Below are 16,433 nucleotides of genomic sequence, written 5' to 3'. Positions count from 1 at the left end.
GTAGTTTTGATTTGAAAATCCCTGTGATTTAAAGATGAACTAGATTTTAATGTTAACGCACATGAGTATTATTTATTTTGCGATAAAATATATATTTAGTTTATATGCGAACTTATCAATAATCTAATGTATGCGTCGTGGGGAAAAGCAGTCAGAAAATAGTGAAAACTATCTTCCAAATAATATTCCTTTACCACAGCGGTAGCTAAAAAAGTACTTATTATTTTTTTACTTTGCTATGGCACTTATGGCGTCTATAGCGGTACTCTTTATCTCCCCCTAGGAAGAGGTGAAGTTACCTTTCAAGGTAATGCAGTATATTTTTCTTTTGCTGCTCTTTTGTTAGGTGCTTTATATCTTTTGATTGAAATTATCGATCATTACGATAAAAGGAATAATGAATTCTCATATAAACGTATAAAAGGTGTAATTAAAGGACTTGCCGCTTTAATATTGTTATTTACTATCGCTATAAGTGCCGCACTTACACAAGAACTATAAGTCACTCAAATCGGCGCTTAACGTGGCATTTGTGATTAAAGGATTATCGTGATATCAAAATTACCTCGGTGGGTAGAGTATGGCTCGTTTGTTTTAGCACTGGTTGCGGGCTTTATTAACGCTGTTGGACTTTTAGGATTTAATCACCAATCTATTTCACACTTATCTGGAACAGCAACACTGCTTGGCGTAGGTGTTTTAAACTCAAGTTTTTCTGATACGCTTCATTTGGTTTTAATTCTGCTTAGCTTCTTAGTAGGCTCTGCCATATCAGGCTATTTCCTAAATAGTGGTTCGTTAAAGTTGGGTCGTAATTACAGTCGACTGCTTATCTTGGAGGCAATCATTATTTTCGCATCAATGTATTTCTTATCCAAGGGATCACTATTTGGCCATTATTTAGCTTCAGCTGCATGTGGGCTTCAAAATGCACTAGTGACAACCTATAGTGGCGCTGTTGTTCGAACAACACATGTAACTGGGTTATTTACCGATCTTGGTCTTATGTTAGGTTCAAGACTTCGAGGCGAACTCTTTGATAAAAGAAAGGCGGTATTGTTTCTACTGATAATAACGGGATTTATTGTTGGTGGGGGATTGGGTGCTTATTTTTTCAGTATGTTTAAGTTTAATGCTTTATTAATTCCTGCTGTTATTTGCTTGCTATTAGCATTGTTCTATTCAGTTTACAGTGCAAAGGTGAGTAGTTAACAGCCGTATGTTCGCTGTTATCAATACAAAATATAGTGGCTATTATATGCTGGCAATAGCTAATCATCTGACTAAATAAAACAGCAATGATATTTCTATTATTGCTGTTTTAGATATTTTATTTACTGAATGTCGAGTAGTGTCACTTCAAAAACAAGTAACGAACCGGGGGTTATTTTTCCTGCAGATTTATTGCCATAGCCTAAGCTTGATGGAATAAAAAACTTAAATTTATCACCAACAACCATTAATTGAAGACCTTCAGTCCAGCCAGGTATCACTTGGTTTAAGCCAAAACTAATGGGTTCACCGCGATCAACTGAGCTGTCAAATACACTGCCATCGAGTAAAGAGCCATGATAATGCACTTTCACTTTTGAACTGGCACTTGGGTGCTTTAATCCATCACCTTTTTCCAATACTAGATATTGCAAACCTGAAGCTGTTTCAACAACATTTTCAAGGGTTTTATTTGTAGCTAAGAACTGGTTAGCTATAGCTATATTTTCAACCGCGGCTTTTTTATCATTTGAACTTTTTGAAATAAAGAAAATTACCAAGGCAATAATTATAACCAATACAACATATTTCATAACTGATCCGATTAATTTGAATTATTGTGTATTCTAGCATTCGATTCTTTTGCAGGTCACATTAATTTAAAATTAATATGAGTGCTATGTTTTTCATTGTTAGGTAAGCGGATGATTTGCAGGGGTATTAATTCATTCAAAAGAGGTGTCTTATGCTATTTACAGTGATGGGACCTTGAATATTTACCCTTTAGTTATAGAAAAACCCGGTAACATGCATGTTACCGGGTTTAATAAGTAGATTAACAGCTACCTCAAGTTATGTGATTATTACTTGCGTTTACATTAGCTATTATCACATGTTTATTTCTAATGCTTATCCAGTTTTTGTGACAAGTTTTCAATCACATCAACGGCGCTATAAGTCGATTCATTAGGCATAATGCCTTTGCCCATTCGAATCTCTAAAATACTATGCACTTCTTTACGGTTATTGCCGCTATTAAAGGCAATTCCTATTTCACTATGTGGGCGTTGGTAAGTTTCACAGTTGAATAGGCCACAACGGCGTTCAATGCGCTGTTGATGCGATAAACCAAATGCAGAGGCAACCTCTACTTTTTGAGACTCAACAAAAGTTTCTTTATTGGTCACGACAAACCAATCAAAACCTTGCTTTTGAGTGAGCTCCGCGGATCTTAATAGCGCATAATCAGCTGCATCAGCGACACTGTTAGAGATGATTTTAAATTGTACACGATACCTATCACTGGTAATTTTTTGCTCACTATAACCTGATGACCCTTTAGTTGCAGGGCGGTAGTCAGGTTGAGAAGCACAAGCTGATATTAATAAAGTGACGAATAAAAAGGGAATAAATGATTTCATAATGTACCTCGGTTATTGTTTATTTGTTTGCCAGTTATTGTTTATTGCTCGTTGTTCTTGAGCGCTATCCATTGCTTGTCCTTTGATCATCTCATCTATAGCGCTGTCTAGTTGTGCCTTGTTACTGGCAACACGGTAATTTTCAATATCTTGGGAAAACGCTACGTTTTTGGTGATTTTAAGCTGCCACTGCTGATTTTCTTTACAGGCAATGTTGATACTGGCCGCTTGTAAATTAATGTGCTGAAACTGTCGACAAAAATTACCCGCATGATTAGTGAAACTTAAATTAGCCATGACCTTATCACCTTGGTCTGTTGACGACATTTCACCACTTTTTGCCTTATCTAACACCTGTGATATCTCTGCAGTAATCGCAGTTGTTTGCTCTGACTGCATTAGGGTTATTGTTCCTACGCCAAATATCATCGAAATACCTGCCGCTAAGGCGTAATGTTTTTTAATGCGTTGGTTAACACTTTTCCAGCGTGACAAGCTAACAACATTTTCAGGCGTCTGGTCTTCTTTATTTTCTGCTATTTTTTTATCTAAGGTTTGTGCTAAGAGTAAGATACCATCAGGCATTGTAGTGCTATCAATAATGGCAGCATTTTCGTCAACCCAGTGATCAACTTGTGATAAGTCAGCCAAACGCATCACTAAATCGTCGTCAGTCTCTAGCGCACAACGGACCTCTTCCATTGCTTCTTCGCTCAGTTCGGCGTCTAAAAATGCACTCAATATTTCATTGTCTATTTTCATAAGCCTGCTCCTATTTGATAGGGTTTCATCATATCCATTAGTGCAACACGTGCTCGAGATAGCCGACTCATCACCGTACCAACAGGGATCTCCATAGAAGAAGCCACTTCTTTATATGACATGCCTTGAACGGCCACTAAAGATAAAATTGCCCGTTGATCGTCAGGCAAGGTACTCATCGCTTTATTAACGTGTGCCAGCGTTTCTTTGTTGTCAAATTGTTGGTGTTCATTAGCAGTTTGTGGCTCTTGAAGCTCTGGTTTGAGTACCGCATTCTGCCTAACTTTTCGTGACCGATATTCGTCAATCCAAACATTGCGACAAACCTTAAATGCCCACCTAGTTTCGTCTACTCCACTAGGCACACCTTTATTGAGTATTTTCTCTAGCGTGGTTTGTACTAAATCATCTGCATCAGCAGGATTACCCGTTAAAGAGTAGGCAAAGCGTCTTAGCATTGGTAGTATATTTTCTATAGGTTTATTCATTTTTTACTCCTCTCTACTAAGTAGACGTATCTAAAAAATATTTATTCCATAAAAGGAAATTTATTTTTAGTTGAAACGTTTTATTAACGACACACTTATTTTTTAGGCTGAAGACTAACATGAAAACCTTACCACTTACCGCCATATTTATTTCAATTCTTAGTACATCTCTACCGGCACAACAACTCACTAGCGGTGATGTTCTAGGAAATATAACCCTAGTAGATCGCAATTTAGACGATATTAGCCAGCAAATAAAAGTACCACGTAAACTAGCCCCATTTGCGTTAAGTCGCTTACCCAATGTTGATAAATTGACGACTGAGCCACTTACGGCTTTACCTGATTCATTATCAATAGAAACAGTAACAGGAAAAAACCTTTGGTTTGATGTTGAGGTAGAACAGGGATGGCGAGCCGTGAAGGGACAATGGATACTCTTAGCCGACGACCTTAATAAGGCACGCTTAATTGGTCAGGGTGCGGTGATAATCAATGAATCTCGTTATTCTGGTTTGGGCATGACATTGTTACGTTTTAATGTGCCACAAGCTCTCGACTCAAAGAAAGCCTTAATAAATATACTTTCTGCCAAAGCGTCACTGAGTTTAGCTAGAAATCATATTTATCAAACACAAAGTCAAGCCCGTCAGCTTACCGATAAAAAAGTAGTCGGTGAAAAGCTAAAAACTAAAAGCCTATTTAATGCTTGTCAGCTAAAGGTAAAAGTTGGTCTAGTTGATAGTGCAATAGACACAAACCATGATGCTTTTAAGCAGGCAAGTATTACCGCAAAGTCTTTTTTGCCTGCTGAATTAGATGCCTCAGTTCAACACGGTACCGTGATCGCAAGTTTATTGGTTGGTAAGACAGAGCAGTTGGTACCGCTTTTACCACAGGGTCAAATTTACTCGGCAGAAGTATTTTACCAGCAGTCAGATTATGTTCAGGGTGCAACTTTGTCAGCGATGATAGCGGGAATAAATTGGCTAATAGAACAAGAAGTAAAAGTGATCAATATGAGTTTAGCGGGCCCAGATAATAAAATTTTGCAGGCTGTGCTTACTTCGGCCATGGCAAAGGGCGCTTTAATTATTGCTGCAGCCGGTAATGAAGGTCCGGCGGCTCCTCCGATGTTTCCAGCGGCTTATAAAGATGTTATTGCGGTGAGTGCTATTGACCAATTTCAACAACCTTACCGTTGGTCAAATCGCGGTGATTATGTCGATTACTCTGCCTTAGGGGTTAATGTCTTAACGGCACAAAGTGGTCAGCGGGTGGGGCGGGAGTCAGGCACATCGATTGCCGCACCTTACGTAACCGCAGCTTTAGCCTGTTTAATTGCAAAAATTGGCGTCAACAGAAATCAATTATTAGAAAAGCTCAATGAATCAACAATAGATTTGGGTCCTCGCGGTAAGGACCCTATTTATGGTGTCGGCGCGATAGTAAGCCGTTAAAATTGCGCTTTAATCGCTAAAGTCGAAAGGGTTTGAGTGTATGTTTGGCTATCAAGCTCTGAACGGTAGTCGCCATATTCAACGTTGCCAATAACCACTAAATGTTCGTTAACGTTTAACTGCCACTGTCCGTGAAATATATGCCTATGTTCATCTGCTTTTGATTCACGCTGACTAGGGATATCATTATTGCTGACTGCTTGAAAATCTTTCGATTGAAAACGCCAACCGATAGTTGCTTTGTGAGCTAAGCCAAATAATTCAAATTTTTGAGATAACTTAGTGTTAACCCCATAGCCACCATAATTAAACTGTGAGTCTGTTGCCGTTTCTTTATCTGCGCTAAGCCCTAGCATCAGCATAGTGCGACCGTCATTGATAAAGTGAAATAATTCAGTACTTACACCAAAAGTGTTGGCATTTCGGCGAGTTATTACGGCAAAGTCTTTACGCTTTATTTTAAGGCTAGTGCGTAAAAATGTTTGGGGTTGAAGAAAAGTTCCCAAATAAATACTGGCTTGTTGAAAGGTTAAATATGTCTCGCCAGCTAACTTAGCTTTAGCACCATCATAACGTAGCCCTAAATCTTTTTCCTGCCATTTATAGGTCCCATCAATACTGACTTGATGTAAGGCAAGATCAAAAGAATCTAACTGATGATAATCTTGGTCATTATATCGATATGATGACGTTAACTTTGCTTTATTATTGAACGTCCACAAGCCAGTAACCGCAGCCGTTTTTTGAATGCCACTGTCACCCTGTGAGGAAACTTCATCAAGCTCATCGACACTAAGCGCTGAGTTGTTTATTAAAGCCAGCGAAGCCTCACCACTAAAAGTAAATGTCTCTGGCGTTGCTGCCATCACTTGCATACTAAGGATGCACCCTAAACTGCTCAACATATATTTCATCTTAATTTCCTTAAATAGGATGCGCCAGGGTAACTGGCGCATTTAACAAGTTAGTCAGTAAGATTACAAGCCAATAGCTAAGTCGCTTGCCAAAGTGCTTACCACTTCAGCGGCAGTTGCTGCAGCAATTTCAGCGTTAACCTGCTCAGTAACTACACGACTAATTTGGCTATTCACGTCTTGAGTAATAACACTTTGCGTATCGCTGGTAATTGAATTAACAATATTGGCATTAATACTTTGCTCCAAGACCTGTGTGGTTTGTGCTGCTGCATCTGCAGCGGCAATGTTTTGCAAATCTCCTGACAAACTCTTCGACAGTTGCGAGGAACCAGTTAAAGAGGTGGCGGTATCTAACGTACTGGCATTTTGTAAGCCTCCCGACATATTTTCAAACATGCCTTGCGATAAACTCTGCGACAGCTGCGACGTATTAGCAAAAGACGTTTGGCTATCAAGGTTGGACGCCCTAGCAACATATTCAGATTCAGCTAAGTCTTCACCAGGTGTCGCTTCACTCTCTTGGGGAATATCATCTTCTGGTAGCTCTGTTGTGCTTACTTGGGTAAGTGATTGGGTCAGTGATTGGCTCAACGTGGCCGCAACACCAGCGGTTATATTGACAGTGCTTCCCGTATTATTTGTTAGGGTCGCAACCATCTGATTATTGCTATCAAAAGCTTTAACGCTTGTTGCATTAACGCTATTACTGATTTGCTGCTCTGTTGGTTCGCTTTGCGCTGGTTCACTTGGAGCAGAGGCTTGCGGATTGTTGTCTGCGTTATTAGCCGTAACTTGTGTATTACTCGTTGCGGAACTGTCTGAATGTACCGACATTTGTGCTGAATTATCAGTGCTATCAACTCCTTGAGATAATTGAGTATTCTGATTAACTTGGGCGTCTTGATTAATTTGAATAGTGTTTGCTTGTGCAACACTTACCCAACAACTTAATCCGCTTACTACCAATACTTTTGCAATTTTATTTAATGAAGTCATGTTTGCTTCCTCTAAGGTTTGTTTATGTTAATGACACTTAGATAACGGATGATGTGAGATATTTATTCCAAGTTTATTTAAATAAAAATACAAATTTAAAGGTTTTGTTTTTTTTAAGTCTGTATATCAATATTTTAGGCTGGCTTTTTGTTTTACTTTTTTTCTTCTACATAGATAAGCAGTAATAACACTGGGGGTTAATACCTAGTGTAAAAGAGGGAAATACCTGATTATTTTTTGTCTGAGAAATGGGCACCCTAACTAAGTAAATAATTTTCTTACCCATAAAGTGTCCATGAAAGCGAATGATGTTGACTTATATGTTTAATTATCATGCTCAAGGTCACAAATAATAAAAGGTGATTACAATGAAGAATACATTAATATCAAGTGCCATTGCTTTTGCACTGACTGTTCCGCTAAGCGTTATATCTAGTCAAGTTCATGCATCAACAAGCGATATCATTACTGGAAGTAATGCTGCTAATAAAATCTTAAATTTTGACGTTGCTGGTGTACCAAACGTTAATCAAATTCAAGATACGGGCCTAAATACTTTAATGAGTTTAAGCGCTGAGCAGGCTCAAGCCATCAGTCACTTTCAAGCAGCTAATCCAAACGCACAGGTAAATATCAATCAAGCAACAGGGACTGTTGATGCTATTACCGGTATGACCGTTAAAACGGCGGGTAACTCTGTTGAGAATATGGCGCGTAATTTCATTACCGACAATCAGCAAATTTTTGAAGGTTTAAGCAATGACCAACTGAAATATAATCGTAATCGCTCTAAAGCGGCATTAGGTGGACAAGTTGTTCGTTTCGATCAAGTTGTCGATGGTATTCTTGTTGATGGCAATGGTTTAGGTGTTGTTATTGATGGTAACAACAACGTTCGCGCCATTATGGGTCCTTATCAAAAAGCCCTTACTGTAGCGGGTCAACCGGGGTTATCTGCTGATGATGCGGTGTTAATGGCAACGCGTAATCTTGTACAATTTCAAAAGAATATCCCCGCAGAGGCTATGTCAATACTAACCCCGGCCTATGAATTAATAGCAGCAGAGCTAGGTGTGTTTAAAACACCAATACCAGAGCTACGCATAGTGCAAACGGCTGATAGCCATAGTTTAGTTTGGCAGTTTTATTACTACTCAACGAATCCTTTTGGCGTATTTAAATACATGGTTGATGCACAAACGGGTGATATAGTTTACCGTGAAGATCAAGTGCGCACGGCCGAAGAGCCACAACCCACCGATCAATTTGCTGATTATTTTCCGACTTTCCCACCGATCACCAAAGAATTACAAGACTCTTGTGAAATTGTTGATGCAGATGACGGTTTAACGGGCACACCTGAAGGGTTATTGCGCATTAAATTAAGAAAATTTGATGAAACTAACCGAGTAACAGGTGTTGGTAGTGTATTAACAGGTACTAATGCACTTATTCTTAATGCTTCATCGAGCAAATTGCCATTCGCTCAAGCGGCTTTAGGCACTTATTATTTTGACCAAGACGCTGCACCTCTTTATGGCCGCGTTAATGAAAAAGATCATACTGCTGAGCCTGCACAGCAATTCGACGGTATCAGTCAATTTATATATATCACTAACTTAATGGAATATTTAGACTATTTGCACAAAGATGGTGACGATGTTCATAATAGAGGGTTTGGCAGTGGTAGTTTTCCTGATCAATACCCTAATGAGTCAACGCCTTTAGTAGGTGTCGTTCATATACCTAACGTGTTTATGGCACTAGAAGCTCAAGATATAGACTTTAGTGATCCTGAGCTTTTAAATAAAATAGTAAACTTAGATAATGCTTTTGCTATACCCCTTACACAAGAAATTGGTGGTCAGGAAGTGGTTGTTAACCCAACATTTTATGGTCATGGTTATTACTTTAACAACTTAGCAATAGATTTTAGTGTACCAATGCACGAAGGTACGCATGCGACTATCACACCTATTGCTGGCTTTGAAGGTAGCCCTGAAGGTGGCGCCTTGAACGAAGGGCAAGCCGATTTATGGGCTTATACTATAGGTGAAACACCTGATTTAGGTAGTTACCCAGTTGCAGGTTGTGGATTAAGAGACTTATTACGCGAAAATGGTACAGATCCTGATTCTTTTGAATATATTCGTAGTGGCCAAAGCCAATTACGTTATTCACAATTAGGCACACGCGATGACGACTTTGAAGTACACAGAGATGGCGAAATATATGCCGGCGCGATGTGGGACTTACGAGAAATTATGTTAGAGATGTATCCAGCTAACGACTTTGCTCGCCCAGATCCAACAACGGGTGATGCAACACAGTTAACCAGTTTAGGTAAAGAAACGTGGGAACGTATTTTCCTTGGCTCTATGTATATTTTAGGGGTTACTGCGCCAGATACCTTTGTTAAAGCGCGAGATGCGGCATTAACAGCTGACGCTATGCTATATCCAACTGCCTCTGTTGATGCTAAATCTCTAGGTCAACATCATGCTATTATTGAACGTGTATTTGCCGCTCGTGAATTGGGATTAAACGCTTCAGCTCCATTAGGTGGTGTGCAGATGATTTCAACAGCGGTAAGTGACTTTACTGCGGGTCAAAAAGCACCAGCTGCACCACAAAATATTGTAGCGAGTATTACCAACCCAGACACAATAGATGTCACTTGGAATGAAGTAGATAATGCCATTGGCTATCAAATATTAAAGCGTAAAGGTGGCAGCCCAGCTCGTTTATTCGCTGGTGTCCCGGGTCGTGAATATGTCGACGGTGATATAGAAAATAATGGCTATACCCATGTTGAATTTGTAACGGGTGCCAGTTACAGCGATAAAGGACAAGGTTTTGGTCGTGGCGCAGGTCAAGGTATTGATGCTTATGATTATCAATATGTTGTTCGTGCTATTGAAGTTAATGCTTCGGGTCAAGTTGGTTTTTCTGATTTGTCAGGTACGGCGAAAACTAACTTGAAACAAAGAAATGTCACTAAGAAAGTTACCACGCGGATCGATAATGTTTCTTTTAGTGAAGGTTTATTTTCTTTTGATAATATCTTAACAAATAATGCTTCGCATGATTTGTTTGGGCCGTTAAAGTTCAATATTGTCTCAATTAGTAGCCCTGATGTAACTGTAGCTAACGCTAAAAGTGGCACAGGTCAAAATGGCGATACTGCGACGTTTATTTATGACGAATCTTTATCATCACAAATGGACTCTTCAGCGATTAACTTTATCTTTAACAACCCGATGGCTGAGATGTTTACCTTTAAAGCTAAAGTGTTTGCTCAGATAGAGAAACCTTCAGTTGCGGCTAATGGTAGCCAAAAACCGATGGATTCATCTGCGGGTGCAGATCGTACTGTGGTTTATCATAATATCTCTGAGCATAAAGGCTTAGTTGCTATTGGCACTACAGACGTAGAAGTTGCTGACGGTGTTGATTATGTTGATGTGGTATTTACTGCAGAGACAAGTGCACAAAGTATTGTTGCAACCTTAACAGCAGATACTGAAGTGGGGGGAGCCATTCCAGATTTGGATTTCTCAATGCTCGACAGTGACGGCAATGTCATGGTTACATCTGGTAACTTAGGTCCTTCAGAGCAGGTAGGTAGTACGGTTGTTGGTGGTGAAAGCTACACTCTGCGTGTTAAAGGTTATGCCAATGGTCCAACTCAATTTACTATTGTGTTAGACCAAATGGTACTAAATGAATCAGATGCGAGTACCGAAGCAAGTACTGCTGAGTCTGCTGTAGGTTCTGTGGAGCTAGTTGAGTTTGTAGTAAACCCAGCTAATGGCACGATTATGGTCGTCGAACCTGAAGATGCGAAGTCAGTAACTGCTGCGCCAATGGTGGGTACAACAGCGACACTTTAATCATTTACTAAAAAAGCAATAGCCCACTTAGTGATATAAGTGGGCTTTTTTTTGCCTTTTTTTTGCTGAAAGTGTTTTGCCACCCACCAAAAAAATATCTTATTAATTAGCAATCAACGAGAAGAGAAGATACAAATATACTATTTGGAATAAATAGTTCATCCATTATTTAATTATCCATCCTGATGGTCAAGTGGCTACTACTTTTAAGCAGAATTGTTAAGTTAAACAGGCTTCTATTTCATTGTTTGTTATTTGACCACTTAGTCAGTTTATGGCATATTTTACTTTAATGTGATTTTTAATATAAATATTTTATTAAGTTATTCATTAAAATGTCATATTACAGGGAAATAATAGGCATATATAAAACAACAATATAAGGATGTAAAATGGAGTTTAGATACACGGACTTATCTTTTTTTATATTTTCTCTTCTCTCTAATACTGGAAAGTTTTATCCACTTTCTTTATCCACCCTATATTGCTCTCTATCATTGAAAATAATCGTTTCAATTTATTATTTGCACCACCAATTTTTGGTGAAATCTATCTGCGATTATTTCTTAAAATTTTTATCCAAAGAAAAAATATTAATTACGGCAGTAATTATAAAACCTTTATCATTCTAAATTATAGACAATACGTCCAAAAATAAATTAATTACGGTGTGAATGAGTGGTTTACAAAAAGTATTGAATCAAGTGGCTAAGTGCAAATATATTGCACTTTAATAATAATAATAAACATAATATGGAAAAATAAAATGAAAAAAAATCGATTAGCCTTACGACCCAAAATCATGGCTGTTCCCCTTACCAATCACAACCCCAAACGTTGCTTAAAAAAAGTAATGCTTATGTCTGCATTATGCTTTTCTATGACACAAACAGCGTTTGCAGCAGATGTTTTTATTAACGAAATACACTACGACAATGCAGGATCAGACGTAGGTGAAGCAGTTGAAATCGCTGGTGTTGCAGGAACAGATTTAACAGGTTGGTCAATTATTTTATATAATGGTAGTAATGGAACTAGCTATAGCTCTGTAAGCCTGTCTGGCATTATTCCTGATCAACAAGGAGGCTTTGGTACGCAATTTTTTACAAAGTCGGGTATACAAAACGGCGCACCTGATGCATTTGCATTAGTAGATAATCTTGGTGTTGTCGTTGAATTCTTAAGTTATGAAGGAACGTTAACAGCCACAAATGGTCCAGCAAATGGCTTAACAAGTATTGATATTGGTGTTGCTGAAACCAGTAGTACACCTACGGGTTATTCACTACAGTTTGATGGTTCAACTTGGCAAGGAGCTAATGCAAATACATTCGGCGCAGTAAATACAGGCCAAACATTTGATGACAGTGGTGATAGTAACAACGGTGATAATAGTGGTGGCGGCAATGTTGACGATGGTGCCAGTGGCAGCGTTTGTGTTAACTGCCCAGATCTAGAAAAAGTTACTAATTCGACCAATTTTGACGATGCCACTTATTATGAAGATGTAATTTTGGCGATTAATGGCGGACATGGTACCACAGCAATAAAAGCAGAAATAACTACCGCAATAAGTCAAAATCATAAAGACTTAAGTTATGCAGAGGTTTGGACCGCATTGACTGAAACTGATGAAGACCCGTCAAATTCAGATAACGTAATCTTATTCTATCGTGGTATTTCCAAAGCTAAACTTTCAAACGGCAGTGGCCCAGCTTCTAGTGATCCAGAAAACTGGAACAGGGAACATGTATGGGCGAAAAGTCATGGTGGTTTTAGTAGTGAAAGTCAGTCTGGCTATACAGATATTCATCACTTAAGGCCTACTGATATTTCAGTTAACAGCACAAGAGGCAATTTAGATTTTGATAGTGGTGGGTCTGAAATTGGAGAGGCGCCTGGTAATAAGGTTGACAGCAATTCATTCGAACCTAGAGATACAGTAAAAGGTGATGTCGCACGAATGGTCTTTTATATGGATGCGCGATATGAAGTAGCCGACGCTAACATGCCAGATTTGCGCGTTGTGGAAAGTACAAATACCAGTGGGCCTGAACTTGGCAGGTTATGTCGTTTAATTGAGTGGCATAATGCAGATCCAATTGATGCCTTTGAGCAAAAACGAAACAATACCATTTACGAATATCAAGGAAATCGTAATCCCTTTATTGATCACCCTGAATGGGTATCAACTTTATATGGTAGCGAAGCCTGTAACTCTAACGGCGGTGGCGATACTGGCGGCGGCGATACTGGCGGCGGTGATACTGGCGGTGGCGATACTGGCGGCAGTACATCAAATATATTTATTAATGAAATTCACTATGACAACGCCGGCGGTGATATTGGTGAATCGATTGAAATAGCAGGTCCTGCTGGAACTGATTTAACCGGTATGAGTTTGGTTCTGTACAATGGTTCAAACGGAACAACGTACAAAACAGAAGTATTAGCTGGCGTATTGGCAGACCAACAGAATGGTTTTGGTACCTTGTCATTTGACATTGCAGGTATGCAGAATGGCGCACCAGATGGTATAGCGCTTATTGATAGTGATGGCAGTGTTCTAGAATTCATAAGTTATGAAGGTTCGTTAACTGCTACCAATGGTCCTGCAACTGGCATGACTAGCACAGATATTGGTGTTTCAGAAGTAAGTAGCACAGTGGTTGGTTTTTCTCTTCAGTTAGCGGGTATAGGTTTTACTTCTGCAGACTTTACTTGGCAAGCCGCAGCTGAAAATACATTTAACAATGTAAATACCAATCAAACGTTTTTGGCGGGTAGTGTCTTTATTAATGAAATTCACTATGACAACGTCGGCGGTGATACTGGAGAAGCGATTGAAGTTGCCGGTCCAGCAGGAACCGACTTATCAGGTTTGAGTTTAGTGCTTTACAACGGTTCAAACGGAACTACATACAAAACAGTTGATTTGTCTGGTGTGTTGACTAATCAACAAGCTGGATTTGGAACCATGTCATTTGACATCAGCGGCATCCAGAATGGTTCTCCTGACGGCATTGCTCTGATTGATAACGACGGAACTGTCATTGAATTTTTAAGTTATGAAGGCTCACTTACCGCTACTAATGGTCCCGCAAGCGGAATGATTAGCACCGACATAGGCGTTTCAGAAACAAGTAATACTCTTGCTGGTCTTTCTTTACAGCTTGGCGGAACGGGTTACAGTTCAGCTGATTTTACTTGGGAAGATGCCAATGCTAATACATTCAATAATGTAAATACAAATCAAACTTTTGGTTCTGGTGGTGATACTGGCGGCGGCGATGGTGATGGTACACCAATGCTAATAGGTCAGTGTTCAGACCCATCGACGTTTATCCATGATATCCAAGGCAATGCTGATGTTTCACCTTTAGTAGGCCAAAACCTTGTCGTTGAAGCTATCGTAACATCAGTGTTACCAGCACTTGACGGGTTCTTTATACAAGAAAGCGATACAGATGTTGATGCGGATCCGTTAACTTCAGAAGGACTGTTTGTCTTTAATACGGCCAATACAATTACACCATCAAATGGTGATCTAGTCCGTGTTGCTGGTAATGTTTTAGAATTCTTCGGGCGAACGCAATTATCGCCAGCACAAGATCTTATTATTTGTGGAACGGGTAGTGTATCTACTACGACCTTATCCTTGCCTTTTACTTCTGTTGAACAACCTGAAGCATTAGAAGGAATGTTGGTTAGTAACGCCGATTCACTTACCGTTAGCGATAATTATAACCTAGCCAAATTTGGCGAAGTTACGTTATCCAGCAGTAGATTGTTTGTGCCAACTAACATACATTTGCCTGGTTCGGCTGAAGCTGTAGCACTTGCGAATGAAAACTCCTTGAACCGAATTATTTTAGACGATGGTGTTAATGGCTCATATCCTGAGCAAATAATCTTCCCTACTGGAGGCTTATCGGCTGACAACAGCTTACGCATTGGCGACTTAGTTACTGAGTTAACTGGAATAATTGATTATAGTTTCAGTAATTACAGAATAATTCCAGTAGTAGCTCCTACGTTTGTAAATGACAACATCAGACTTGTCCAACCGGAACTCTCGCCATCTAACCTTAAAATAGCTAGCTTGAACGTTTTAAATCTATTTAATGGTGATGGTCAAGGTGGAGGTTTCCCAACAGCAAGGGGCGCAGATACCGCTGAAGAGTTAGAACGTCAATTTGCTAAAACAGTGGCTGCAATTGTCGCTATTGATGCCGACGTTATTGGTTTAATGGAAATCGAAAATGATGGAGTAGACGCAAACAGTACATTAGCTCAATTAGTTGCGCGTATTAATGCCGTTGTGGGTGCAGATACCTATGCATTTGTTAACACGGGAGGAACCATTGGCACCGATGCGATTGCAGTTGCGCTTCTTTATAAACCTAGCAGTGTTTCAGCGTCGGGTAATGCCATGTTAAATAACAACGGCATATTTAATCGACCTCCGTTAGCTCAAATATTTACGCTAAACAATAACGGTTCAGCTATAACCGTTGTTGTTAACCACTTTAAATCTAAAGGGGGTTGTAGCAGTGCTTCAGGTGCAGACCAAGATCAGAACGATGGACAAGCCTGTTTCAATGCAAAAAGGGTAGCGCAGGCCAACGAACTGATGAATTGGTTAGAGACTGATTCGACATTGAGTCTGCAAGAAGATGTGCTAGTGATGGGGGATTTGAACGCTTATGCAATGGAAGATCCCATTAGAGCATTTACAAGTAACGGTTACACTAACCTCATTAATCAATTTGCAGGCGAACAAGCCTATTCTTACCTCTTTGGTGGTGAAGTGGGTTACCTAGATCATGCCCTAGCGAGCAGTAGTTTATTAACCAAAGTGGTTGATACAACAGAATGGCATATTAATGCGGATGAACCTTGCGTACTTGATTACAACACTGAACTTTGTGGCTCTGGTTTTAGCCATCCGGATAAGACGGCTGATCAGTTAGTTAGCTTATATGACAATAATGCTTACAGAATGTCTGACCATGACCCTGTTATCGTTGCATTCGATTTTACACCTGCAGCAATCCAAGGCGATTTTGATGGAGATGGCGATATTGATATCAATGATTTACGCGGTTTGATGCGTGCAATACAGTTTGGACAAACGATCGATTTAGCGTTTGACCTCAATAATGATGGTGCCATATCTATGATGGATGTTCGCGTTATGATGAGTTTATGTACTCGCACTCGCTGTGCGGCTAATTAAACTCAATTAATTAAAACAATAAAATAAACAAAATTAAAATAAACA

The 16,433-nt window shown here is 39.4% G+C and carries 10 protein-coding genes; 4 read left to right on the top strand and 6 right to left on the bottom strand.

Annotation, left to right across the window (positions count from 1 at the left end):
* Window positions 1–549 precede the first annotated feature (549 nt).
* On the top strand, window positions 550–1,212 hold the full coding sequence (locus tag H4J69_RS07435) for a YoaK family protein (RefSeq protein WP_182217202.1): 663 nt from the start codon (window positions 550–552) through the stop codon (window positions 1,210–1,212).
* A gap of 122 nt (window positions 1,213–1,334) precedes the next feature.
* Here H4J69_RS07435 and H4J69_RS07430 read toward each other — a convergent pair whose 3' ends face one another.
* From H4J69_RS07430 to H4J69_RS07415, 4 genes are all read right to left on the bottom strand, one after another.
* On the bottom strand, window positions 1,335–1,805 hold the full coding sequence (locus H4J69_RS07430) for an FKBP-type peptidyl-prolyl cis-trans isomerase (protein WP_182217204.1): 471 nt from the start codon (window positions 1,803–1,805) through the stop codon (window positions 1,335–1,337).
* A 309-nt stretch (window positions 1,806–2,114) separates the two neighbouring features.
* Window positions 2,115–2,633 carry a CC0125/CC1285 family lipoprotein gene (locus H4J69_RS07425; protein WP_070373679.1) on the bottom strand — a complete coding sequence of 173 codons (519 nt, stop codon included), beginning with the start codon at window positions 2,631–2,633 and terminating at the stop codon, window positions 2,115–2,117.
* Window positions 2,634–2,645: 12 nt separating this feature from the next.
* Complete coding sequence (locus H4J69_RS07420) at window positions 2,646–3,395, bottom strand: hypothetical protein (protein WP_182217205.1); 750 nt, start codon at window positions 3,393–3,395, stop codon at window positions 2,646–2,648.
* Complete coding sequence (locus H4J69_RS07415) at window positions 3,392–3,883, bottom strand: RNA polymerase sigma factor (protein ID WP_182217207.1); 492 nt, start codon at window positions 3,881–3,883, stop codon at window positions 3,392–3,394. The genes H4J69_RS07420 and H4J69_RS07415 overlap by 4 nt, the downstream gene beginning before the upstream one ends.
* Window positions 3,884–4,002: 119 nt before the next feature.
* Between H4J69_RS07415 and H4J69_RS07410 the strand changes: the two genes are divergently transcribed.
* A complete protein-coding gene (locus H4J69_RS07410) occupies window positions 4,003–5,343 on the top strand; it encodes a S8 family serine peptidase (RefSeq protein WP_182217208.1) in 1,341 nt (446 codons plus the stop codon).
* On the opposite strand, the gene H4J69_RS07405 is transcribed toward H4J69_RS07410, so the two are convergent.
* Together H4J69_RS07405 and H4J69_RS07400 are read right to left on the bottom strand one after the other, a co-directional pair.
* Window positions 5,340–6,257, bottom strand: coding sequence for a surface lipoprotein assembly modifier (locus H4J69_RS07405; protein ID WP_182244847.1), 918 nt, complete (start codon window positions 6,255–6,257; stop codon window positions 5,340–5,342). The two genes, H4J69_RS07410 and H4J69_RS07405, sit on opposite strands and share 4 nt — an antisense overlap.
* A 63-nt stretch (window positions 6,258–6,320) precedes the next feature.
* Complete coding sequence (locus H4J69_RS07400; RefSeq protein ID WP_182244846.1) at window positions 6,321–7,256, bottom strand: hypothetical protein; 936 nt, start codon at window positions 7,254–7,256, stop codon at window positions 6,321–6,323.
* A 368-nt stretch (window positions 7,257–7,624) separates the two neighbouring features.
* Here H4J69_RS07400 and H4J69_RS07395 point away from each other — a divergent pair, with 368 nt between their 5' ends.
* The gene (locus H4J69_RS07395; protein ID WP_182244845.1) at window positions 7,625–11,149 is read left to right on the top strand and encodes a M36 family metallopeptidase; all 3,525 of its coding nucleotides are present in this window, start codon (window positions 7,625–7,627) and stop codon (window positions 11,147–11,149) included.
* Window positions 11,150–11,915: 766 nt separating this feature from the next.
* Complete coding sequence (locus tag H4J69_RS07390) at window positions 11,916–16,388, top strand: ExeM/NucH family extracellular endonuclease (RefSeq protein ID WP_182251931.1); 4,473 nt, start codon at window positions 11,916–11,918, stop codon at window positions 16,386–16,388.
* Window positions 16,389–16,433: the final 45 nt, after the last annotated feature.

The sequence above is a fragment of the Colwellia sp. BRX10-9 genome, from assembly GCF_014077405.1.
Taxonomy (GTDB): Bacteria; Pseudomonadota; Gammaproteobacteria; order Enterobacterales; family Alteromonadaceae; genus Colwellia_A.
The sequence above is the reverse complement of the archived record's forward strand: the minus strand, read 5'-3'. Positions and strand labels throughout refer to the sequence as shown.

Bases quoted from the DNA above. Each gene is read 5' to 3' on its own strand.
- H4J69_RS07425 (WP_070373679.1), bottom strand. From the start codon at position 2,633: ATGAAATCATTTATTCCCTTTTTATTCGTCACTTTATTAATATCAGCT.
- H4J69_RS07410 (WP_182217208.1), top strand. From the start codon at position 4,003: ATGAAAACCTTACCACTTACCGCCATATTTATTTCAATTCTTAGTACA.
- H4J69_RS07405 (WP_182244847.1), bottom strand. From the start codon at position 6,257: ATGAAATATATGTTGAGCAGTTTAGGGTGCATCCTTAGTATGCAAGTG.
- H4J69_RS07430 (WP_182217204.1), bottom strand. From the start codon at position 1,805: ATGAAATATGTTGTATTGGTTATAATTATTGCCTTGGTAATTTTCTTT.
- H4J69_RS07400 (WP_182244846.1), bottom strand. From the start codon at position 7,256: ATGACTTCATTAAATAAAATTGCAAAAGTATTGGTAGTAAGCGGATTA.
- H4J69_RS07415 (WP_182217207.1), bottom strand. From the start codon at position 3,883: ATGAATAAACCTATAGAAAATATACTACCAATGCTAAGACGCTTTGCC.
- H4J69_RS07395 (WP_182244845.1), top strand. From the start codon at position 7,625: ATGAAGAATACATTAATATCAAGTGCCATTGCTTTTGCACTGACTGTT.
- H4J69_RS07390 (WP_182251931.1), top strand. From the start codon at position 11,916: ATGAAAAAAAATCGATTAGCCTTACGACCCAAAATCATGGCTGTTCCC.
- H4J69_RS07420 (WP_182217205.1), bottom strand. From the start codon at position 3,395: ATGAAAATAGACAATGAAATATTGAGTGCATTTTTAGACGCCGAACTG.